The 20662-nt window shown below is 60.1% G+C and carries 23 protein-coding genes; 6 read left to right on the top strand and 17 right to left on the bottom strand.

Going from position 1 to position 20662, the window contains the following annotated elements; all coding sequences use genetic code 11:
• Positions 1-97 precede the first annotated feature (97 nt).
• The 6 genes from NZ453_RS05615 to NZ453_RS05590 form a co-directional block, all read right to left on the bottom strand.
• Entirely contained in the window at positions 98-562 is a 465-nt protein-coding gene (locus NZ453_RS05615) for a DUF2846 domain-containing protein (RefSeq protein ID WP_263769459.1), read from the bottom strand.
• 119 nt (positions 563-681) lie between these two features.
• Entirely contained in the window at positions 682-1458 is a 777-nt protein-coding gene (locus tag NZ453_RS05610) for a hypothetical protein (protein ID WP_263769457.1), read from the bottom strand.
• An 85-nt stretch (positions 1459-1543) separates the two neighbouring features.
• A complete protein-coding gene (locus NZ453_RS05605) occupies positions 1544-2383 on the bottom strand; it encodes a hypothetical protein (RefSeq protein ID WP_263769456.1) in 840 nt (279 codons plus the stop codon).
• On the bottom strand, positions 2355-2990 hold the full coding sequence (locus tag NZ453_RS05600; RefSeq protein ID WP_263769455.1) for a hypothetical protein: 636 nt from the start codon (positions 2988-2990) through the stop codon (positions 2355-2357). The genes NZ453_RS05605 and NZ453_RS05600 overlap by 29 nt, the downstream gene beginning before the upstream one ends.
• Positions 2991-3100: 110 nt before the next feature.
• Positions 3101-3682: an NYN domain-containing protein gene (locus NZ453_RS05595; RefSeq protein ID WP_263769454.1), complete on the bottom strand. Its 582-nt coding sequence runs from the start codon at positions 3680-3682 to the stop codon at positions 3101-3103.
• A gap of 109 nt (positions 3683-3791) precedes the next feature.
• Positions 3792-4460 (bottom strand): hypothetical protein, encoded by a 669-nt coding sequence (locus tag NZ453_RS05590; RefSeq protein WP_263769453.1) that lies wholly within the window; start codon positions 4458-4460, stop codon positions 3792-3794.
• 665 nt (positions 4461-5125) lie between these two features.
• Between NZ453_RS05590 and NZ453_RS05585 the strand changes: the two genes are divergently transcribed.
• The 3 genes from NZ453_RS05585 to NZ453_RS05575 all read left to right on the top strand — a co-directional run bounded on the left by NZ453_RS05585 (position 5126) and on the right by NZ453_RS05575 (position 7453).
• Complete coding sequence (locus tag NZ453_RS05585; RefSeq protein WP_263769451.1) at positions 5126-5662, top strand: GNAT family N-acetyltransferase; 537 nt, start codon at positions 5126-5128, stop codon at positions 5660-5662.
• A gap of 32 nt (positions 5663-5694) precedes the next feature.
• Positions 5695-6201, top strand: a complete 507-nt coding sequence (locus NZ453_RS05580; protein WP_263769449.1) for a 2-thiouracil desulfurase family protein — start codon at positions 5695-5697, stop codon at positions 6199-6201.
• A 406-nt stretch (positions 6202-6607) separates the two neighbouring features.
• Positions 6608-7453: a fumarylacetoacetate hydrolase family protein gene (locus NZ453_RS05575; protein ID WP_263769446.1), complete on the top strand. Its 846-nt coding sequence runs from the start codon at positions 6608-6610 to the stop codon at positions 7451-7453.
• A 77-nt stretch (positions 7454-7530) separates the two neighbouring features.
• Here NZ453_RS05575 and maoP read toward each other — a convergent pair whose 3' ends face one another.
• The 10 genes from maoP to NZ453_RS05525 form a co-directional block, all read right to left on the bottom strand.
• Positions 7531-9120 (bottom strand): DUF413 domain-containing protein, encoded by a 1590-nt coding sequence (gene maoP / locus NZ453_RS05570; protein ID WP_263769445.1) that lies wholly within the window; start codon positions 9118-9120, stop codon positions 7531-7533.
• Between the two features lie 19 nt (positions 9121-9139).
• A complete protein-coding gene (locus tag NZ453_RS05565) occupies positions 9140-9859 on the bottom strand; it encodes an LrgB family protein (RefSeq protein WP_263769444.1) in 720 nt (239 codons plus the stop codon).
• Positions 9852-10217 (bottom strand): CidA/LrgA family protein, encoded by a 366-nt coding sequence (locus NZ453_RS05560; RefSeq protein ID WP_263769442.1) that lies wholly within the window; start codon positions 10215-10217, stop codon positions 9852-9854. The genes NZ453_RS05565 and NZ453_RS05560 overlap by 8 nt, the downstream gene beginning before the upstream one ends.
• Positions 10218-10377: 160 nt before the next feature.
• A complete protein-coding gene (locus NZ453_RS05555; RefSeq protein ID WP_263769441.1) occupies positions 10378-10890 on the bottom strand; it encodes an ureidoglycolate lyase in 513 nt (170 codons plus the stop codon).
• On the bottom strand, positions 10887-11915 hold the full coding sequence (alc, locus tag NZ453_RS05550) for an allantoicase (RefSeq protein WP_263769439.1): 1029 nt from the start codon (positions 11913-11915) through the stop codon (positions 10887-10889). The genes NZ453_RS05555 and alc overlap by 4 nt, the downstream gene beginning before the upstream one ends.
• 21 nt (positions 11916-11936) lie before the next feature.
• Positions 11937-12674 (bottom strand): amino acid ABC transporter ATP-binding protein, encoded by a 738-nt coding sequence (locus NZ453_RS05545; RefSeq protein WP_263769438.1) that lies wholly within the window; start codon positions 12672-12674, stop codon positions 11937-11939.
• A complete protein-coding gene (locus NZ453_RS05540) occupies positions 12661-13311 on the bottom strand; it encodes an amino acid ABC transporter permease (RefSeq protein WP_263769436.1) in 651 nt (216 codons plus the stop codon). Before NZ453_RS05540 ends, NZ453_RS05545 begins: the two co-directional genes overlap by 14 nt.
• On the bottom strand, positions 13308-13979 hold the full coding sequence (locus NZ453_RS05535) for an amino acid ABC transporter permease (protein ID WP_263769435.1): 672 nt from the start codon (positions 13977-13979) through the stop codon (positions 13308-13310). Before NZ453_RS05535 ends, NZ453_RS05540 begins: the two co-directional genes overlap by 4 nt.
• 182 nt (positions 13980-14161) lie before the next feature.
• Positions 14162-14953 carry a transporter substrate-binding domain-containing protein gene (locus NZ453_RS05530; RefSeq protein WP_263769434.1) on the bottom strand — a complete coding sequence of 264 codons (792 nt, stop codon included), beginning with the start codon at positions 14951-14953 and terminating at the stop codon, positions 14162-14164.
• 18 nt (positions 14954-14971) lie between these two features.
• Positions 14972-15646, bottom strand: coding sequence for a FadR/GntR family transcriptional regulator (locus NZ453_RS05525; protein ID WP_263769433.1), 675 nt, complete (start codon positions 15644-15646; stop codon positions 14972-14974).
• 357 nt (positions 15647-16003) lie between these two features.
• Between NZ453_RS05525 and NZ453_RS05520 the strand changes: the two genes are divergently transcribed.
• Positions 16004-16669, top strand: a complete 666-nt coding sequence (locus NZ453_RS05520) for a cytidylate kinase-like family protein (RefSeq protein WP_263769432.1) — start codon at positions 16004-16006, stop codon at positions 16667-16669.
• A 21-nt stretch (positions 16670-16690) separates the two neighbouring features.
• Here the strand turns inward: NZ453_RS05520 and NZ453_RS05515 are convergent, their stop codons facing one another.
• Positions 16691-17590, bottom strand: coding sequence for an AraC family transcriptional regulator (locus NZ453_RS05515; protein ID WP_263769431.1), 900 nt, complete (start codon positions 17588-17590; stop codon positions 16691-16693).
• Positions 17591-17919: 329 nt separating this feature from the next.
• Between NZ453_RS05515 and NZ453_RS05510 the strand changes: the two genes are divergently transcribed.
• Positions 17920-18186, top strand: a complete 267-nt coding sequence (locus tag NZ453_RS05510; protein WP_263769429.1) for a SemiSWEET transporter — start codon at positions 17920-17922, stop codon at positions 18184-18186.
• Positions 18187-18330: 144 nt separating this feature from the next.
• Positions 18331-20457: an AsmA family protein gene (locus NZ453_RS05505; protein WP_263769427.1), complete on the top strand. Its 2127-nt coding sequence runs from the start codon at positions 18331-18333 to the stop codon at positions 20455-20457.
• The last annotated feature ends 205 nt before the right edge of the window (positions 20458-20662 follow it).

Genomic DNA, 20662 nt, shown 5'->3' with positions numbered 1-20662 from the left:
TGTTAAGGGTCAAAAAGCGCAGCTTTTTTAGGCTGCGCGTTTCGACCGCTTGATTGGCAGAGGATTGGCAGAGGCAGAGGTTTGGCAGAACTCGCGGTTACCGAGCCCCACTGCAACTACCTGGTTTTGCCATTTCGAGCTTGGCGACAGCAACTTTTCCTTCGTCTTCAGGGACCTGTTCTAGTCCCGCGCCACCAACAAAGACGCCCAACTTAATGAACTGCCGAATGAAATAGTTCTTCCCTGTTTCAAACATCAGCTCTAGGGTATTTGGCGAAAACTCAGATTCGGTATCGAGTTTGTGGTTTTTACCTCCCGCAACCTCTGTATAGAAAAATACATCTGGTGCAGTCTCACCGATGCACACTCCGTCAACCCAAACGTCTTTCTTGAGCGCTTTCCCGACGAAGCTGTCTCGATATACATAAACCCCCGCTTTGCCGTCGCTAGGTGGGTTGAACTCTTTCGCTTTTGCTGATTCTGCTTTTGTGGCCATATCTACGGATGCACATCCCGAGATTAGGAGAGCAGCTGTAAGAGCAAATACGGAAACGATTTTCATTAAACTATACCCTCGATTATGTTATTGGAAATTTGAGCCGGTTTACGCCCGCTCACGGCAAATTGGCTTCCAAAGGCTGAGTTCTGCAGTCGATGTGGTTGATCCGCTGGAATGGTCGATTACGCGGTGTTCCCTACCATCAATGAACGACGCTTGAATAGGAAAATGACAGCGCCGAGTGGAAAAGCAATGCTAATGACCGTCGGTGCATATGGCCCGGCACTGAAAATTCCAGCCCCAAGCAGAACAAAGCTTATTAGTTGAACACCGTAGCTCCCATCCGTCCAATTGAGTGAAAGCTGAACGAACCCAAGCGCAATGAAAAGCAACCATAGCCATTTACGATTTTCGACGGGCGTTTTGAAGCAAAGAATAAGGGAAAAAACGATAAAGAGAGGGACAGTGATTGCAAGGGCGAAAACAAGGTAGTGACGTATGCCCTTTCCTTCAAAAGTAAACCGATTCAATTCTTTGAGTGACTGCTTCATTGGCTTTACGTGCAATCCGAGAATCGTTACCTGAGCGTCACGTCTCTGAAGAACAACATTGGTGAGTAACCATAAGTTTGAAAACTCGTGTTCAAACGTCAAGTTATAGGTGGTGACGTCACTGGCGGTATGTGTGTTCGCGCCGACCGTGGTAACGCTCTTCGGCTCGGCAGGTGGAAACAGGGCAGCCATTTGTTCAAGCGCGGCTCGAGCAGACGCATTCCTGATGCTGGGGTCTAGTTGTTTCTCTACGTCGGCATAGTTCTTCGTGGCGAGTTGAGAGAGAACTTGTTTCGCGATCGCCGACTCCTCTTTCGGGATGAACTTTTCGAGCATTGCTTGCTGATCACAGCCAGCAAGCAGTACGAGGAGACTGAGGGCATTAAAAATTGATTTGAAAAAGCGCATGTTTGACTACCGGCAACGTCTGAATTCACCGGCCTGGCGCGGCTTGCCGCGACAGGTCCGGTGGAATGATGGGTTGTGCGTCACGCTAAAGCTTGAATTTCGGATTGCTAAAGATAATTTGGTCGAGATCAGAGAAGAAGGACAGCAAATTGAATGATGTTATCGGAGCCTCGCCAGGATGAGCGCTCTGACAGCGCATATCGAAGCAACTTCTAAGACGGGTGTGCTGATTCGAATCAATCAACCCCATGCCTTCGATGACCCATAGAACAATGGTGTCGAAGACTTCGCGTATTTCGCCAATGCTATTGACGTTTTGAACCTGATTGAACTTCTTGTATCGGCCCGACTGTTGGCCGGCCATTCGGGCAGAGGAGACATTAAATTGTTGAAAGCCTAGACCTTCCAGTTTGCGATGAATTCGGTCAATTGCGGCACTCCAACCAAGCACCGCTGCGGCACGAAAATGCGCAGCCCGAGCACATGCAACTGCTTCCTGAAGGTAGCCACTCTCTTCGGTGCCCGCTAACGAGGCGAAAAAACTATCAAACGCGCTGGGAGATGCAGTGGCAAGAAGTCCCTGCTTCGCTGGGATGACGAGTTCGTCGCGGAACTTTGAAATTAGGTCATTGAGGGCGTCGAGGTAGCTCGAGCGAAGATTATTCGGGGAGCTAAGTTTGATGAGCCGCGTAAACCCCTCGTCATAGCGAGCGCAGACCTCGTCTGGAACGGCACTTTTCAGCTTTGGGCTGAAGTCGCGATGCCAAGCGGAACCTAGTTCGTTGGCCTTATTGCGAAGTATCTTCTTCCCAACTTGAGGAACGGTTTCAGCCTTCAGAACCTTGCGAAATCTCTTTAGGTCCTCAAGGAGCGAATTCAGACTCGTCTCCATTGCTTCACTGTAGCTCTTTGATGATGTCGGCAAGCTCCTTCCTGCCTTCTTCAGATAGGCGAATCGACTTGGTGTCTTTACTGTAGGTATCGAAATCGAAAAGCGATTTGTTGTTCTTAAAGTTTGCTGCGAAATTGGTTCCGTCTAGCACCTTACGGTCACGACATTCCGTACGAATATCTTCGATCTGGGCAATAAACTCTCCGTCACCTAATCCGTGATGAAGGGCTTGTAGTAGTGCAATTCGAATCTGAGCCTCTGACATTCGAGTTGTCTTTAGGTCTTCATAGAGAGGCATGATTGCGGCCCCCTCCTTGTAGAACAAGTTGTTGAGTTCGCTGATCGAGATCGAATACTTCTCCATGAACTTACGTGCTTTGACATGTAGGTCGGCTTGAGTGACATCCGCTTGTACCGGTTCCGATCTTTCGGCACCGCTGCTCGCTTCCTCGCTACCGCTCTCCGTGGCGGCTCCAATGGCTGCTGCCTCCGTCGTTTGTTTTTGCGGGGGTGGCTCTTTGGGTGAAGCGGCAGCCAAGTAGTCCCGTAGAAGGAGTTCAAAGCAAGTAACTTGAAGATTCTCCGGAACAGACGCTGCGATCTCGGCAATCTCTTTCACTTTCTCCTGCAAGCTAGACATCTGGACTCCTTTCATTCATGGAAGCGGAACAACCTATTTCAGTGACGCCCAACGTCGAAGCGCAGGGACGCTGCGCGACTCTATCGCGCAGCGTCCCTTGGAGCGTAGTGTTATGCATTAGGACGAGATAACCGAAGCTGAGAATGTAATGGCTCTTGATCTATCTCGAAGATGCTGCGGGCGTAAGGCCGAAGTTCATCGGAGATGTTTCGAACTGAGCCGACCAAGTAAAGGTCGACGTTCTCAGACTCGACAAGATTTTGTACTGGTTCGTGAAAATCCCCATCACCGGCTATTAAAACCAACTTTGTCCATTTCCGTTTATGGTACGAGCGAACCATGTGATAGACCAACCCAACATCTACAGCTTTTTGAGTTGTTTGTTCAAACTGAATTTCGGGATTGTCTGGGTGAACGACTGGCTGGCCGCCAAGCTGTTTGGGCCAGAAAAGTTGCTTTTTCTGTAGCCAGTAGATTTTGACCCGTAAACCTGGGCCGCGCGGCGGTGGCAGAGTTAGAGCGTTGTGTAGTTTTTCTGCCTTTGGGGGATCGGTATCGGCATTGAAAAAATAGCCTTCGTCGATGGTATCGTCGAGTATCGATTCAATGTGCTGTCGGAGCTTCACATAGTCAATGTGCTCTCGGAACGTTTTGAGTAGGTAAGCGCCATCAATAAACAAGCCAATGCTCATGACTTCTCCTTGGTAAATGCATAACGTCTGAATTCACCGGCCCGCGCGGCTTCTCGCGCGGGTCCGGTGGAATGATGGGTTGGGCGGCGCTCTATGATTTTCTGCATAGCTATTGAATGTCGGCAACTATTTCTCTTGCCAACCAGTCAGCTGCACGTTCAATCTCTCGACGTAGCAGCGACGGGTCGTCTGGAAGTCTGTCCACATCGATCCTTTCTCCCCCATGAACTATGCCGCTAAATGCTATTTGCTTTATCCAAAGTGGTTCGCCTTGCATATAGGGCCGCTCCAGAGAAACTCTTGCCACCGCAAAGACCGTTCTAAATGGAGACGGCGCAATCTGATATTTCCCAATTGCTACGCGGAGCCAGTGGCCCGAAGGATAAACGTAGTTTGCGGGGACAGAGTCTTGATGTACCGTCATTTTCGGCCACCAACATATCTGCGCTAAGCTCTGCTGCAGTCGGTCGGTCAGCAACGCGCCAAGATCTTGAATCAGCGGCGGTGAATAAGTGAATTTTTGCTGATCCTCAACGATTAGAGCGGGAATTAACCCCAATTGACCGCTACTTACTCCAGCCTGCATTAAACTCGGCGCTTCTATCGCTGGCGTTGAAACCGTGACGATCTCGACACTTTGCAGTCTTTCGACGCTAGAACGTTGGAGTGGCGAGCTTGCACATCCAACAAGCGAGAAGACGAGAAAGAAATACGGCAATCTAGACAACACAACTTGCTCCCTATGAAATTCGTTGAGTGAAGTTGAGAACGTTTGCAAGAGCGATTCGCTAGATTCGAGTTTGACGGCAACTCTTGCAGAGGCTTGAGGCTATGGCGCCCAACGCGAAGTGGCCGTCCTAAAAAAGGGAAAGTTTTGCGTCATAACGGAGAACTTTCCGTCATTCCACTGTATAAACGGAGAACTCCAACTTGGCGATCCCATTATTTTTAAACGCTTAAACCGATTTAGTGGCGCCTAAAAGCGGCGCCAAAAGCGTCAAGCGTTACCCCATTTTTGCGCGTGTTGTTTTCGTTCTGTCCGCTTCGCGGTTGCTGGCTCCAGATGTGGAAGCCGTGCCGCGCGGTTTATGGAGATTGATTAAACGGCGAGCATGGACATTTGGCAACTGCTTCGGCGGTGATTTATGCCTGTCGTGCCGCCGTCGTGTTGTTTCAAGACAACTATGCCCGGGAGTTTGCTGCTGGTCGTTATCGTCGTATGGACTAAAGTGCCAGAATATTGGCATTTCCTGCTCGGCGGGCAACTCCGGAGGTTTCGCCCTTACAATCCGATCACATCAGCGTACTGGTGCAGCGGCTTAAACGGCATTGCCGATATGGACCGACTCGCTGACTTTCCACTTCAGCCGGCCGAAGTGGAAAATAGTCCTCATAACTCCCTCGCTACGGATTGACGCCGCTAGGAAAGACGACGTATTCAAGATGGACATACGAACGGCATCCCTCGACGACCTCGATCTCATTGCGGACCTTGGCTGCCGCACTTACCGAGACCACTTCACGTCGATCTGGTCCGAGCGGGCGATGAGCGAGTTTCTGCAACGCGATTTCTCGGAGAAGGCGTTGCAGGCGTCTTTGGTTTCGCCGACACATGCGTGGCTGGTGCTGCGCGATGCTGGTGAGCCGAAGGGCTTCGCGAAAATCAATTGGGATCGGCCCGATCCGGTGCGGCAGACGGTGGGTGCTGAGTTGCAGAAAATCTATTTTTCCTCGGCGGCGACGGGCAGGGGATATGGGGCGCGTCTGCTGGATGCCGTTTTCGGGGAGGTGGGGCAGCGTGCGCAATCCTGGGTGTGGCTCGATGTGTTGAAGTCCAATCGCGGCGCGCAGGCCTTTTATCAGAAACACGGTTTCCAGATGATCGGCGAGATTCCGTTCAGCACCGATAAAGCCGAGATCGGCTTGTTCGTCATGGCGCGCGATCTATGCTCTGAGAGCGTAGAGCCGCTTGCCGGCTGAGGGTCCGCGCCGGTCGCGGAGAAGGAGGAAGCATGGAATACGTTCTCGTCAGCGGGTGTCTGCTTGGGCAGCACGTGCGCTACAACGGTATCGACAAGGAATACGACAGCCCGGAACTCCGTCGCTGGCTGAGCGAGGGGCGCGTGATTGCGGTGTGTCCGGAAGTCGCGGCTGGGTTGCCTGTGCCGCGTCCGGCGGCCGAAACGACCGGCGGCGTCGATGGTCTGGAAGTGCATGCCGGCAAGGCGAGGGTGATCGACGGCAACGGCCAGGACATGTCCGCCGCGTTCATCGCCGGCGCCGAAAAGGTGTTGCGCGAGGCGCAGCGCCGAGGGGTGCGCGTGGCCGTGCTCAAGGACGGCAGCCCTTCGTGCGGGTCGAACTACATTTACGACGGTTCGTTTACCAGCCGACGCGTCCCGCACGCCGGGGTGACGGCGGCCTTGCTGAAGACGGTGGGAATCACGGTTTTCGGGGAGACGCAGTTTGCCGAAGCGAATGCGTTGATTGAGCGGCTGGAGAAGCACGGGGCGGTTTGACCGCCGTGCGGAGCCGCGTCGTTGCGGTAAGGAAACGACAGGCCATGGAGAGGGGACCGCTCCTCCCCTGACAAGGGGAGGCCGGGAGGGGTTGGCGGCGGTTGTTGATGACGGAGCCGCTGTTTAGCCCCCCGTCTTCCCCTTGTCAGGGTAAGACGGGCAAAAAGGGGCGCAGGGGGTATGTTGCCAGGCTGCCCTTGTTTTCTTTTGCCTGGGGGAGATGGACTTGGAAGAGTGGCGAGCCGCTGAAAGCCGATCCTGAGCAGCAGAATCCCCCGGCCTCGACCCACCGGAGCGCTGGGCGCCGTACCGGACAGGTGGTCAGGCCCCTTCTATAATGCGTGGCAGTGCGCGGGGCGTGTCGGCTCCGCACGCCTTTCCGCTCAAACAACCGAAAGAAGATGCCATGAAACTCTTGCGTTATGGCCCGTCGGGCCAGGAAAAACCGGGGCTGCTCGAAGCGTCGGGGAACATTCGCGATCTGTCGGGGCTGCTTGACGATTTCACCCCGCGGACGCTTTCGCCGGCAGCGCTCGATGTGCTGCGCGCGCTGGATCTGGAACGCTTGCCGAAGGTCGCGGGCGACGTGCGCCTCGGCGTGCCCTGGAGCGGCATGGGCAAGTATGTGGCGATCGGTCTCAACTACAGCGACCACGCGGCGGAATCCGGTGTGCCGGCGCCGCAAGAGCCGACGATGTTCAACAAGTGGGTGAGCTGCGTGTGCGGGCCGAACGACGACACGATCATGCCGCCGGACGGCACCAAGCTGGATTGGGAGGTCGAGCTGGGCATCGTGATCGGGCGGCGCGCGCGCAACGTTTCGCAGGCCGAGGCGCTCGACTACGTTGCCGGCTTTTGCCTGGCGAACGATATTTCCGAGCGCGCCTACCAGCTCGAACGCAGCGGCGGGCAGTGGAACAAGGGCAAGGGCTTCGACACCTTCGGGCCGGTCGGCCCGTGGCTGGTGACCCGCGACGAAGTCCCGGACCCGCAGAACCTCGACATGTGGCTCGACGTGAACGGCGTGCGTCGGCAGACGGGCAACACGTCGAAGATGATCTTCCCCTGCGACTTTCTGGTGAGCTATTGCAGCCGCGTGATGACGCTGGAACCCGGCGACCTCATCATCACCGGGACGCCGCCCGGCGTCGGCCTCGGTTGCAAACCGCCGGAATACCTCAAAGTCGGCGATGTCATGGAACTCGGCATTACCGGCCTTGGCCGGCAGCGCCAGCGGGTGATCGCAGCCTGATTTCCCTGGCGCGTGGAGGATTGAGCCTCTGCGCGCTTTATTCCTTCTGCATTTTCTTGGGGCTTATTTCGAGGAGTTCAGGGTTTTGACCCGCGCTCCCGGCGGTCCGGATATGCCCGAGAGAGCTTCAGCCAAGCGGTTTCGAACGGATTCTCGGCCTCCGCTTCGCCGCGCGCGGCGCGCAGAAAATGCTCGTGCACCGGGTGGAAGGGCGCGATCTCGCCGGCCACCAACGCATCCACGAAGCGACCGTAATGGCGGACGAAGTACGCCTCCAACGGCAGGAACGCCGGATCTTCGGCCGCCGCCGGGTACCCGCCTTCTGCCATGGAACGAAGCGCCGCTTCGGGGAAGGGCGGACGCGTCTGGGCGAATGTTCCGAGGATGTGTTCGATGGCCCCCGGGTCGCGCAGGACTTCGGTGTGTCCGTCGGCAAAGCCGCGCTGCCCGTTGGCCTCGCGTTGTGCTGCATTTGCCAGTTGGCTACTTAAGGGCACCGAGCCGTCGTTGGCATCGCTCCGGCTGGGGTTGCCGTTATGGCCGAAAGTGTAGACGAGGTGGTAGGCGGTGGTCGCCGGCAGCGGCTTTCGGTACAGGCTGGCGATGAAGTCGGCTTCCGGGCTCAGATCACGCCATGCGGGCAGCGGCACGGGTGCATGGCTCGCTGCGCGGGCGTCCGGGTGCCCGCCGAACGGGCTGCTGATCGTGATCAAGTACGGCACGCGGTTTTCCGTGGCTGATCCCTTGAGATTGTTCATCGCCTCGCGCACCACCAATCCGCCCATGCTGTGCGCGACGATCACCATCGGCACTTCGGGGCTGGGGATCACCTCGCCGGAAAGGAAGAGCTTGTAGAACATCGCGCCGAGCTGCTTGAGATCCATCCCCGAGGGGTAGTAGAAGAACCACGGCTTGAAGCGGGTGCGGTCGAGGCGGGCGACGATCGCCGCGAACTCGCGCGGGCTACCGCCGATGCCATGCACGAAGACCACGGGGACCTTGTGCCCGAGGTCTTCCTCCAACGCGTAGAACATCATCGGCGCTTCTTCGAGAAACGCCGATGGACGGTACAGGCCGAGGCTCGCCATTTCGGGCGAAAACACCGGGTCATCGAGTGTGCGCAACGTGCCGGTGGGATAGAAGATCGATTCGGCTCGCGCGAGGGTCGGCCGTTTGGCGACCCGGAACGTCCACGTTTCCGCCTCGTAGGGCACCGATAGATCGATATCCACGTCGCCGACGACACTGCCGCCTGGCTGGCGCGTATCGACAACGACATCGCGACGTGCTGCCACCTCGTCGGGTGTGAATACGCCATCGGCGTTTCGATCGACGACGGCCAGCAGGTGATAACGGCCGTCTGGCAGGTTGAGACCGTAATACGAGTCGGGCCGTGCCAGCGTATTTACGTCGACGACCTCGCTGTCGCGGAATGCGTCCGAAACAGCGATCACCGTCATGGTGTCGGCACTCCCAGTCGGCGCACCGAGGATGCGCCCGAACACAAAGGCAGTGTTACGGTCGAGCAGGTGTTTCGCCGTGCGTTGTTCCGGCGCGACCCGCTGTTTGATCGAATAGGCTGACTGCGAGGCGACGGTGCCGAGATAGGCGCAACCGTTCAGCACCGCGCACGTGAGAGCGATCAGCAACAGGGCCGCGCGGCGCATACGGGATGCCGAAGGCGGGTCAGGAAACCAGACGGTAAAGCAGGGGGACCAACACCGCTGTCATCAGCGCATTCAAGCCCATGCCGAGCCCGGCGAAGGCCCCCGTTTCGGTGCTTTCCTGGAAGGCGCGTGCGGTGCCGATGCCGTGGCTCGCGAGGCCGAGGGCGAACCCGCGCACGGCCGGTTCGCGAATGCCGAGGCGGTCGAGTACCCACGGTCCGGCGATCGAACCCGTGATTCCGGTGAGGATGACGACGGCGGCGGTCAGCGACGGTATGCCGCCGAGTTTTTCGACGATGCCCATGGCCACCGGCGCCGTGGCCGCCTTTGGCGCGAGCGTCAGCAACGTCGAGGGGCTCGCGCCAAGCGCCCAGCCGATGCCGACCGAGAGGCCGATCGCGAACAGCGAGCCGAGCGTGAGCGTGATCAGCAGCGGCACCAACAGGCGGCCGATGCGCTCGCGTTGCAGATAGAGCGGCACGGCGAGCGCCACGGTGGCGGGAGCGAGCAGGAAGTGAATCCATTGGCCGCCGGCGAAATAGCGCTCGTACGGCGTGCCGGTGAAGTAGAGCAGGAGCACCAGCACGAGGATGCTCAGCCCGACGGGGTTGGCCAGCGGGAAACCGTGGGTACGCTTGGTGAGCTGCAGAGCGAGCTGGTAAACCGCCAACGTCAGCATCAGCCAGAAGACCGGCAGCGTCTGCAGATGTGTCCACAAACCGGAAAGGCGCTCAACCATGGCGGCTCTCCTGTCCGTTCTTCCTTCCAGCCAGGGCCTTGAGCAGCAGGGCGGTGAAGGCGGCGCTGACCAGCGTGGCGAACACGATGGCGCTGACGATGGCCGGCCATTCACGTTGCAGGCGTTCGAAGTGCAGGATCACGCCGACGCCGGCGGGCACGAAGAACAGCGAAAGGTATTGCAGGAGACCGTTCGCCGCCTTGGTCAGGTTTTCAGACGGCGCATGCCCGCGCCAGAGCAGCCAGATGAGCAGGAACGCCATGCCGACGACGGCGCCGGGCAGCGGCAGGGCGAGGAGATAAACGACGCTTTCGCCGGCCACGAGGAAAGCCAGCAGTCTGAGAAATCCGGTAAGCATGGATGCAAAGTTATTGTTCTGTTGCCAAGAGGTGGAATGATACCGGCGTTACGAGGCTTCGGTTCGCCGTAAGGTGTTGCGATCGACGTCGCGCCGTCGAATCCTTACATGCCACCTTACGTGCCACAATGGCGGTCTGGTTCGTTTCCGACTGCGGTACTCATGCGGCGGCACCGACCTGCGACACGTCTAGATGCAACCACAGCGGCCGTTCGAGGCGCCGCTCATCACAATTATCGTTCGGGTCGTCGCGGTCGATGACGAGGAAATCGCTCTCGCCGTGCAACGCGAGCAAGGGATGGTGCCAGACACCGGGAGCGAAATTGACGCCCTGACGGCCGTGCGCCAGGAAGGCGCGAATCGCCGCCGGCTCGATGCGGTCGCCGGGCGGCGCGACGACGACGAGAAACAGGGCGCCGCCGAGCGGCATGAATGCCTGCGAGCCCTGCGGATGACGTTCGAGCATCGTGATGGCAAGCGGCAATTGCCGCGGCTGTGCGCGGAAGATACTCATGATCAGCCGGCCGTCCCCTGGGTCGAGGTGGGCGAGGTCGTGAAAGCGTTGCGACGTACCGCCGTTGATCGCAAACGACGCTTGCGCCGGGTCGGCCTCGATGACGTCGCCAAACGGCGCGAAGGCGGCCCGATTCAAAGGCTCGACGTGCAAGTTCATCGGCCCGCCTTTCCAACCGGCACGCCCCACAGGCGAAGACGCGACACGCCGCCATCGGGATGCAGGTTGAAGCGGACGTGAGTGACAGGCTGGTCGGCGTCGAGCGTGAAGGCGTGGACGTTGTCGGCAGTGAGACGGCTTTCGGGCAGGAGCGGCGCCCAGAATTGGGACTGGGCCGGCATCGCCGATTCGTCGAGATCGGGCACCCAGGCGCCTTGCAGCGAACAACGGTCGGGGAAATTGCCTTTGAAGTGGGCCGTATCCACCTCGATGCGGCGCACGGTGCCGGGCAGGCCGAGCGCGATCAGGCACCAGTCGTGGCCTGGTTCGCGGCGGCGGCGTGTTTCCCAGCCATCGCCCATGTTGACGCCGCGTCCGGGTAGCAGGAGGTTGGCCACGGCGCCGTAATGCGCGTCGTTCCATGCGATGGCGCGCCCGCCATGGCGCGCGGCGGCGAGATCGACCAGTCCGTCCGAGTCGGTTTCGATCGCCTGCGTTGCGGGCCGGCCAAAGACGCGCAGCCGGGCGAGACCGCCGTCGGGAAAGATATTGACGCGGATGTGCGAATAGACGATACCGCGGGCGTCCGCTTCGACCAGATGGTGCCGGTTGCCCTGCAACGCGATCGTCGGCATGAGCGTTTGCCAGCCGCCGGACTGCGGATCGTTTCCGACCGGTAGCCCCTCGATGCTCGCAGCGGGCGGATAGTTGCCGGTGAAGAAACTCGTGTCGAGATCGAAGCCGGCGATCGTTCCCGGGCAACCGAGTTGGATGAGGCACCAATCATGCCCGGCAACGCGCCTGCGGCGGCTTTCCCAGCCGTCCATCCACTTGCCGTTGTCGTCGTATTTGCCGGGAATGAAACACGCCGGATCGGGGTTGAGCAGGCGCGCCATCGGCGCGAAGAAGTCGTCTGAGCAGGCAACGGCTTCGGCGCCTAGGCGCGGGTCGGCGAGGTTGATGGCACGCGCCGCCCAAGGAGGCGTGGCGGCAGATTCGGCGATTTGGATTGAGTTATTCGTCATTTTTCCTGGATACGAGGAGCGTTAATTCAGCGACCCGATAAAACTGGCGAATTCCGCCGTCGCCGGCTTGGCGAACATCGCCTGGGGATGGCCGGACTCGTGGATCTTGCCTTCGTGCATGAACACCAGCTTGTCGCTCACCTCGCGCGCGAAGCGCATCTCGTGCGTGACCATGATCAGCGTCATGCCCTCGCCGGCAAGCTGGCGCACAACGCCGAGCACTTCGTTGACGAGTTCCGGGTCGAGCGCCGAGGTGATTTCGTCGCACAGTAGCACCCTCGGCGACATGGCGAGCGCGCGCGCAATAGCAACGCGCTGTTGCTGACCGCCGGAGAGCTGGTCGGGAAAGGCGTCGAACTTCTCGGCCAGCCCCACGCGTTCCAACATGCGCCGGGCAATTTCTTCCGCCTCCTTCTTTGGCGTTCGCTTGACCACCTGCGGTGCGAGCATCACGTTTTGCCCGGCTGAGAGGTGCGGAAAGAGGTTGAATTGCTGAAAGACCATGCCGACCTTCTGGCGCAGATTACGCAAGGCCGAGGCGTCGGCGCGGTCGACTTCCAGCGTCGCGCCGTCGACTTCGATGACGCCGTCGTCGATGCTTTCCAGCCCGTTGAGCGTGCGCAACAGGGTGCTTTTCCCCGAGCCGCTGCGGCCGACGATGGTCACGACTTCGCCTTCTTCGACGTCAAGCTTGATGCCTCGCAGAACGTGGTTGGTGCCGAAGAACTTGTGCAGGCGGTTGGTGCTAACGAGCGGCATGGAAGCTCCTTTCGAGCGCTTGCGCGTAGCGCGACAGCGGGTAGCAGAGGATGAAGTAACCGAGGGCGACCAGGCTATAGACGAGGAAGGGCTGGAAGGTCGCGTTGGCGATCATCGAGCCGGTCTTGGTCAGCTCGGCGAAGCCGATGATCGAGGTGACGGCCGTGCCCTTGACCACCTGCACGGCGAAACCGACCGTGGGCGCGATCGAGAGGCGCATCGCTTGGGGCAGGATCACATGGCGCATCTGTTCCCAGTAGGTCATCGCCAGGCAGGCGCTCGCTTCCCACTGGCCCCGCGGCACGGCCTCGACGCAGCCGCGCCAGATCTCGGCGAGGAAGGCGCTGGTGAACAACGTGAGGCCCAGCCCGGCGGCCAGCCAGGCCGGCACGTCGAGCCCGAACAGCGACAAACCGAAGAACAGGGTGAACAGTTGCAGCAGCAACGGCGTGCCCTGGAACAGCTCGATGTGCATCTGCGCCAGTGCGCGCGGCGCTCGCCACTTGCCGATGCGGGCAAAGAGTACCAAGAGGCCCGTGGCGCCGCCAAGCGCGAACGCGACCAAGGAGAGCAGCAACGTGAGCGCACCACCGATCAGCAGATTGCGCACGATGTCCCACAGCGAGAACGTCATCATCGCGAAGGCCTCCGCACGATGAGGTGGCGGCCGATGGCGTGCATCGCTTGCCGCACCAGGAGCGCCAGACCGAAGTACATCGCCGTGGTCAGAAAATAGGTCTCGAAGGCGCGGAAGTTGCGCGACTGGATGAAGTTGGCGACGAAGGTGAGTTCTTCGGCGGAAATCTGCGAGCACACGGAGGAGCCGAGCATGGTGATCACGACCTGGCTGGAAAGTGCCGGCCAAACCTTGCGCAAAGCGGGGCGCAGCATGACATGCAGGAAAACTTGCCAGCGCGTGAAGGCGAGGGAGTCCGCCGCCTCCACCTGCCCGCGCGGTGTGGCCTGCAGCCCGGCGCGGATGATCTCGGTACTGTAGGCACCGAGGTTGAGCACCATGGCCAGGATCGCCGCCTGCCACTCGGCGAGCTTGATACCGAGCGACGGCAGGCCGAAGAAGATGAGGAACAGTTGCACCAGGAACGGCGTGTTCCGGAACAGCTCAACGTAGTATCCGTAGAGCGGACCGAACGGCCTCACGTTCCAGGTGCGACTGACGGCGCCGCCGATACCGATGAGAATGCCGAGCGTGCCGCCGACCACCGTCAGCCCGAGCGTATAGGCCACGCCCTGGGCCAGCATGCCGGCGTAATCCGGAACGAAAGTGAAGTCGAAGTGGTAGGCCATGGAAGTTGCTTCGGGTTGAATGGGTGTCGGTGCGGTTGGTGAGGCGCTTCAACCCCTCCCGACCTCTCCTTGTCAGGGGAGGAGCGCGCCGAGTGGATAAATTACCCGACTAGCTGGCTCCCCCTGACAAAGGGGATTGGGGGGCTAAACGGCGATTCCGCCTGCCGCTCACGCATTTCCTGTCACAAATCCCCCGGCAGGGCGGCATGCAGCCAGCGCTGCGAAATCTCGTTCAGGGAGCCGTTCTTCTTGGCCTTGGCGATGATTTCGTCCAGCTTCGCCTGGAGCGCCGATTCGCCCTTGGCGAGCCCCACGTAGCACGGCGAATTCTTGATCAGGAACTTGGTCGACAGGCGGCGGAGCTTGCTGCGCTCGTTGACGGCGGCGGCGACGACGTTGCCGGTGGCGATGAGTTGCGTTTGTCCCGACAGGTAGGCGGTGATCGTCGCGTTGTTGTCCTCAAAACGCTTGATGACAGCGCTGGTCGGCGCAATCTTTGAGAGCTCCAAGTCTTCGATCGAGCCGCGGGTGACCGAGATCGTCTTGCCCGCAAGGTCTTCGGCCTTTGCTGCCTTGATGTCCTCCGGTCCGAATACGCCGTTGAAGAACGGTGCGTAAGCGGCCGAGAAGTCGATCACCTTCTCGCGTTCGGCGTTCTTGCCCATGCTCGAAATGACGAGATCGACCTTACCGGTGGTCAGAAAAGGCACGCGGTTGGCGCTCGATACCGGCACGAGTTCTACCTTGGCACCCAGCTCCTTGCCGATCAGGTTGGCGACGTCGATGTCGTACCCGGTCGGCTTCATGTCCGCGCCCACGCTCCCGAACGGCGGGAAGTCCTGCGGCACGGCGATCTTGATCGTCCCTGTCTTGGCGATCGTGCTCAGCACATCGGCCTTGACTCCAGGCGCGATCGTTCCGGCGGCAACGGCTGCAAGCAACGCCAAGGTACGAATGAGACGCTTGCTGTTCATGGTGCTTCTCCTGTGGTTTCAGGGTTGGTAAAAATGGATGCCGACCCGGCCGGCGGCGCGCAGCAAATGCGTTTGCATCGCCTGTCGGGCGGCGGCCGGGTCGTGCGCGGCAATGGCGTCGATGATGTTCCGGTGCTCGTCGGCGGTGTCCCAGATGCCGCGGGTGTTGGCGAACGGCAGCTGCAGGCTGTAGGCGACCTGCGTTTCGTATTGCCTTAGAACTGAGGCGAACACCTCGTTGCTCGATTGCCGAGCGATGGCGTGGTGAAATTCCATGTCGCACTCGGCCGCGGTGACGAGGTCGAAGGCATGCAACGCGGCCTCAAGCCGGGACTGTATGGCGCGCAGCTCGTCGACGTTGCTGCGCGGATCGGCAGCCACCAGGCTCGCCGCGGCTGGCTCGAGCACGAAGCGGAACTGGAAGATGGCTTCCGGTCGCATGCCGGCCGGATTCGCCGGGAGGTCGCGGTCGTCGCGTGCCGTTCCGGCGGTGACGAAGACGCCCTTGCCCGGATGCGAACGGACCAGCCCGAGGGCTTCGAGCATCGATATCGCCTCGCGCAACGAAGCGCGGCTGATGCCGAGGGTATCGGCCAGTTCGCGCTGCGAGGGCAGGGCGTTGCCGGCGGCATAGGTGCCGTCTGCGATAAGGCGTTGAAGGTTCTGTGCGGCGACGTTCGAAAGGCTGGGCATGGTGAAGAGGTTCGACTGGTCTGACCGGTATGGAGAGTTAAAAGCAACGGCCATGCCATCCGCGATCCGCATAACCGAAAATCGGAAAAATGACGCGATATCAAGGAGTAAGAAGCGATGGTCACCACCCTGTTAGCCGGCCGTCAGACGCCGCGTATGTCCCACCATGGGGCATCGACATGGGGTACATGCTCCGAATTTGGGAGGAGCTTGCTCATCAAAACTCGCCGCGAGAATGCGGTAAATGCTGTAACTGAAAATGACATACGGCTAACTGCAGCCGGCAAAGCGTCGTTTCTACTGCTACGATGAAGGCGGACGTAGTGTTCTGAATCGAGACAAAAAGGAGACCGCACCATGACAGTGATCACGATTTCGCGCGAATTCGGCAGCGGCGGCGACGCGCTGGCCGAGCAGGTTTCCCGTTCGCTCGGTTATCACGTCGTCGACAAGGCGTTCGTGAGCACCGTGCTTTGCCAGTACGGTTTGAGCGAGTTCGACATCGAATACGAGAAGCAGCCGGGCTTCTGGGCAGGATTCGACGGTGATAAAGCCGACCGCCGCGACATCATGGTCCGCATGCTGAACAAGGTGATCCGCACCGCTGCCTACCACGGCAACACAGTGATTCTCGGACGCAGCGGTTACGCCGTACTCTCCGGGCTGGCCGACGTGCTCCATGTCCGCCTCCACGCGCCGCTGGCCGATCGCATCGAGCGGGTGAGCGAGGAGCAGAAGATCTCCTTCGCCGAGGCATCAGCGCTCGTCAAGGAGAAAGACGCGATCCGAACGGCGTTCATTGAATCGTTCTACCACGTGCCCTGGGAAGCTTCGCACGCCTTCGATATCGCGATTAACACCGCGCACGTACCGCTCGAATTAGCCGTACGTTGGGTCATCGAAGCCGCCAAACTGCCGCTCAAGAGCGGCGCCAACAAGCCGACGACCAAGCAGTTGGAAGTCGACGAGGTTTTGAGGCAGACGGTAGAAGACAAGCTCGGTTGTACGGCAATCCACCCGTAACCAGAAACAACCGTGCGGATTTCAGCGGATCGAGCAGCGGGCCGGCAAATGTGGAGGCGGCGTCTCACCGGGGGCCGGCAGATGATTGCGGCGCCGGAACTCTTCCGGCGTACAGCCGCGCTGCGCCGCGAATTGGCGAAAGAAATGGCCGAGGTTGTTGAAGCCGCTCTCGCTTGCGATCCGGTGCACCGGATAGTCGGTCGAGATCAGCAGGTGGCAGGCATGGCCGACGCGCAACTGAATCAGAATGTCAGTGACGCTCATGCCCAGCCGTTCGCGGAAGACGCGCTTCAATGTGGAGGCGCTCGTCGCCGCGGCGTTCGCCACCTGCCCCAGACTGACGGCATGTTGGTAGTTCTCCTGCAGGTGCCGCAGGGCGGTGTCGACACGCCGATCGCTGCCGCCGCGCGAGGTATGGCCGATGCCCAGATGGCGGGCGTTATCGTCTTTTGGCAGCGAATCGAGAATCTGCAGAAGCACCGCCAGCCGTTTCACGCCGTGTTCCTTGTCCAGCGCAGAAAACAAGGGCACGACACGCTCGGCCAGCGCCGGACTGAATACAACCCCTTGGCGCACGCCGGATAGCCACCGGTTCAGCACGATCAATTCCGGCAGGCCGCATTCGGCGAGCCCTTGCAGCCATTCAAGCGTGAAAAAGACGACGTGGATGCGCGTCCGGCTGTGGTCGATGCCTTCGTTGCTGTGCCACGTGTGCGCGCAGTTTGGAGCGACGAGCACCAGGTCGTGGTCGCCGAAGGGCTGCACGTCGTTGCCGACGTAACGAACGCCGCACGAATGCCGGGTCAGCGTGAGCTCGAACTCCGGGTGATAGTGCCAAAGAAAAGGGCAGCTCCGGCCGACATGGGCGACGTAGTGCCAGTTATGGCCGATGGTGCGGCCGACGATTTCGCGAATCAGCATGGCGTGGGCGGCGTTGGCGTTGCCGGCAGGTGCGCTGACGCGAGAGCGCGGAGGTCGGGCCCACTGCGTCAGCTCATGGCCCGATGATGCGAGCCGGTACGTGTAAGGTCAACAATTACCGCATCGGTTGATCCGAAAACGTAGCAACTTGCGCCGCTACGCCATTCATCCGTGGTTGACGTTCCCTAGAGTGGTTCTGTCTTTCGGCATCCATTCGTCGAGCCCGGCGCCGTCGGCCTGGCGTTTGCCGTGGAGAGATGCCCGCGGCCAACCTGCCTAGCGTGTCGCGGGCCGCGAAAACGCTTCTTTGCAAAGGTTATTGACACAGCATGATGTTCATTGATTTTCTCGGTATCGTCGCCGGCATTTGCACCACCTTGTCGTTTCTGCCGCAGGTTGCCCAGATCTGGCGCACACGCTCGGTCGACGACATTTCGCTCGGCATGTACTCGACCTTCGTCACCGGCGTCTGCCTGTGGCTCGTCTATGGCGTCGTATCGGCGCAGATCGCCCTGATCCTCACCAACGTCGTGACGCTCGCGCTCGCCGGGTCGGTACTGGCGATGAAGCTGCGCTACGGAAAACGGTCGGCGTAGGACGCTTCACTCTCCCTGTTGGTTGTGCTGGTGGAATCACGTCCCCCTGTCGAGGAGCGTTAGCGACGCTTGCCGTTCGGCTAAATCGGCGATCGGCTGCTAAGCTGAGGGCTACATGACCTCTCGAGGGAGAAGGGGATTCCTATGAAAGTACTGCGTATCCTGGGCATCGCGTTCGCTGTCGTTCTCGTTCTCGTCGTGGCTGGGATAGTCGCGCTGTACGCGTTTTTTGACGGCGAAAAGGTGAAGGCACAGGTCATCAACACGGTGATGGAGAAGAAGCAGCGCAAACTCGATATTCCCGGTCCCCTCGAACTCTCGGTGTGGCCGGACGTCGGTATCAAGGTCGGGCGCCTGACTTTGTCCGAGCCCGGCGGAAAACAGGAATTCCTGGCGCTCGATTCGGCGCGCGTGGCGGTGGCCGTGATGCCGCTGCTCTCCAAACAGGTGCAAGTGCGGCGCGTCGAGGTCGACGGCTTGCACGTGACGCTGATCAAGCGCAAAGACGGCACGCTGAACATCGCCGACTTGACGGGCGGCGACGAGAAGTCGCCCAAGGCAACACCGGAAAAACCGCAAACCAGCGGCGGCGCCTCCGAACCATTGCACGTCGACATTGCCGGTATCCGCGTCGCCCGTGCCCAGGTGACATGGCGCGACGAAAAGGCCGGGTCGACGACGACGCAGTCCAATCTCGACCTCGGTAGCGGCCGCGTACAGGCCGACAGCGGGCGCCAATCGCTGGCCGTCGATGCGCTCTCGCTTGCAGCTAACGGCAAGACGGGCGACGACACCTTCGACCTCAAGCTCGACGTGCCCAAGCTCAGCATTTCGCCGGAACACTCCTCGGGCGAGACCGTCAACGTTTCGGCGAGCCTCAAGGGCCGGGAGCGCAACGCCGCCGCCAAGCTCATCCTGTCAGGTGTGGAGGGCGACAAGAACGCACTCAAGATCGGCAAGCTGGCACTCGAAGCCGACGCCAAATCCGGCGAATCGACGATCAAGGCGCGGCTCGCTTCCCCGGTGAAGTCCGACCTCGCGGCGCGGACTGTCGCTCTGGAAAAGCTCGACGGCAACTTGGAAATCGCGAATCCGCGCATGCCGATGAAGCAGGTGAAGATTCCGCTCGCCGGACGCCTGAGCGCCGACCTCACGAAGCAGAGTGCGCTTGCCGACCTCGGTACGCAGTTCGACGAATCGAAGATTGCACTCAAGCTCGACGTTGCGAAGTTCTCGCCCTTGGCGCTCGGCTTCGCGGTCGACGTCGACCGGCTCAATATCGACAAGTACCTGCCGCCGAAGAAGGACGAGGCGAAGAAAGCGGAGAAGACTCCCGAGGCCAAACCGGGCAGCGGGCAGGCGGGAGGACAACCATCACCGAAAGGCGCGGGCGCACCAGCCGAGGACAAGATCGACCTCTCCGCGCTCAAGGGGATCGACGCGAACGGGACGGTGCGCATTGGCGCGCTGCAGGTGTCGCGTCTGAAGCTCAGCAAGCTGGACGCCAAGGTCCGCGTCGCCGGCGGCCGTCTCGACATCGCTCCGTTGTCGCTGAATCTTTACGAGGGCACTGCCCGCGGAAACCTGTCGGTGAATTCGGCCGGCAACCTGATCGCCGTGAAGCAGGATCTCACGGGCATCAGCATCAACCCGCTGATGAAGGACCTCGCCGAGAAGGACTTGCTTGAAGGTCGCGGTAACGTGGCGCTCGACGTAACGGCCAACGGCGACACCGTAACCGCGATGAAAAAGGCGCTCGGCGGAAAAGCCGCGCTCAGTCTGCGCGACGGGGCCATCAAAGGCATCAACCTCGCGCAGACCTTGCGCGACATCAAGGGCAAGCTCGGCGCTAAGCAGGGCGCGACGCAACAGGCCAATGCGGCGAACAAGACCGACTTTTCGGAACTCACGGCCACGCTGAATATCGCCAAGGGCGTTGCCCGCAACGACGACCTGCTGATGAAGTCGCCTTTCCTGCGCGTGACGGGCGCGGGCGACATCGACATCGGCGGCGGCCAGATGAACTACCTAGCCAAGACGAGCGTTGTCAACACGAGCGCCGGGCAAGGAGGAAAGGATCTGGCGCAGCTGCAAGGGCTGACGATTCCCGTGCGGGTCACTGGCCCGTTCGACGCGCTCTCCTACAAGCTGGAGCTCGCCGATCTCGCCAGCGAGGCGGCCAAGGCCAAGCTCGACGAAAAGAAAGAAGAGCTGAAGAACAAGGCTGAAGACAAACTCAAGGACAAGCTGAAAGGTCTGTTCGGCAAATAACCTGAAGGGCGCGGTGAGAGCGCTCCACGCCGTTGAGTCGGCACGGTCTTTGCCCCCACAGGGCCGCACAAGGGAAAGCGTTCGCCGGACATTCGGCGCGGACGCTTGCCTCCTTGCGTTGACAGCTTATTACCTCGGTGACACAGTTGCGGGCAAGTTCGAGCGCCGGCAAACCAGCTCCTGCAATACCAAAAATCGCGGTCCA

Source organism: Propionivibrio soli (genome assembly GCF_025770765.1).
GTDB classification, from domain to species: Bacteria; Pseudomonadota; Gammaproteobacteria; order Burkholderiales; family Rhodocyclaceae; genus Propionivibrio; species Propionivibrio soli.
Note: the sequence above shows the minus strand (reverse complement) of the source record. Positions and strands in the feature narration are given on the sequence as shown.

Excerpts from the sequence above, each read along its gene's own strand:
- NZ453_RS05560 (WP_263769442.1), bottom strand. The coding sequence starts at position 10,217 with ATGCTTACCGGATTTCTCAGACTGCTGGCTTTCCTCGTGGCCGGCGAA.
- NZ453_RS05580 (WP_263769449.1), top strand. The coding sequence starts at position 5,695 with ATGGAATACGTTCTCGTCAGCGGGTGTCTGCTTGGGCAGCACGTGCGC.
- NZ453_RS05540 (WP_263769436.1), bottom strand. The coding sequence starts at position 13,311 with ATGATGACGTTCTCGCTGTGGGACATCGTGCGCAATCTGCTGATCGGT.
- NZ453_RS05585 (WP_263769451.1), top strand. The coding sequence starts at position 5,126 with ATGGACATACGAACGGCATCCCTCGACGACCTCGATCTCATTGCGGAC.
- NZ453_RS05555 (WP_263769441.1), bottom strand. The coding sequence starts at position 10,890 with ATGAACTTGCACGTCGAGCCTTTGAATCGGGCCGCCTTCGCGCCGTTT.
- NZ453_RS05525 (WP_263769433.1), bottom strand. The coding sequence starts at position 15,646 with ATGCCCAGCCTTTCGAACGTCGCCGCACAGAACCTTCAACGCCTTATC.
- NZ453_RS05575 (WP_263769446.1), top strand. The coding sequence starts at position 6,608 with ATGAAACTCTTGCGTTATGGCCCGTCGGGCCAGGAAAAACCGGGGCTG.
- NZ453_RS05600 (WP_263769455.1), bottom strand. The coding sequence starts at position 2,990 with ATGTCTAGCTTGCAGGAGAAAGTGAAAGAGATTGCCGAGATCGCAGCG.
- NZ453_RS05615 (WP_263769459.1), bottom strand. The coding sequence starts at position 562 with ATGAAAATCGTTTCCGTATTTGCTCTTACAGCTGCTCTCCTAATCTCG.
- alc (WP_263769439.1), bottom strand. The coding sequence starts at position 11,915 with ATGACGAATAACTCAATCCAAATCGCCGAATCTGCCGCCACGCCTCCT.
- NZ453_RS05565 (WP_263769444.1), bottom strand. The coding sequence starts at position 9,859 with ATGGTTGAGCGCCTTTCCGGTTTGTGGACACATCTGCAGACGCTGCCG.
- NZ453_RS05530 (WP_263769434.1), bottom strand. The coding sequence starts at position 14,953 with ATGAACAGCAAGCGTCTCATTCGTACCTTGGCGTTGCTTGCAGCCGTT.
- NZ453_RS05505 (WP_263769427.1), top strand. The coding sequence starts at position 18,331 with ATGAAAGTACTGCGTATCCTGGGCATCGCGTTCGCTGTCGTTCTCGTT.
- NZ453_RS05510 (WP_263769429.1), top strand. The coding sequence starts at position 17,920 with ATGATGTTCATTGATTTTCTCGGTATCGTCGCCGGCATTTGCACCACC.
- NZ453_RS05545 (WP_263769438.1), bottom strand. The coding sequence starts at position 12,674 with ATGCCGCTCGTTAGCACCAACCGCCTGCACAAGTTCTTCGGCACCAAC.
- NZ453_RS05515 (WP_263769431.1), bottom strand. The coding sequence starts at position 17,590 with ATGCTGATTCGCGAAATCGTCGGCCGCACCATCGGCCATAACTGGCAC.
- NZ453_RS05520 (WP_263769432.1), top strand. The coding sequence starts at position 16,004 with ATGACAGTGATCACGATTTCGCGCGAATTCGGCAGCGGCGGCGACGCG.
- maoP (WP_263769445.1), bottom strand. The coding sequence starts at position 9,120 with ATGCGCCGCGCGGCCCTGTTGCTGATCGCTCTCACGTGCGCGGTGCTG.
- NZ453_RS05610 (WP_263769457.1), bottom strand. The coding sequence starts at position 1,458 with ATGCGCTTTTTCAAATCAATTTTTAATGCCCTCAGTCTCCTCGTACTG.
- NZ453_RS05535 (WP_263769435.1), bottom strand. The coding sequence starts at position 13,979 with ATGGCCTACCACTTCGACTTCACTTTCGTTCCGGATTACGCCGGCATG.
- NZ453_RS05595 (WP_263769454.1), bottom strand. The coding sequence starts at position 3,682 with ATGAGCATTGGCTTGTTTATTGATGGCGCTTACCTACTCAAAACGTTC.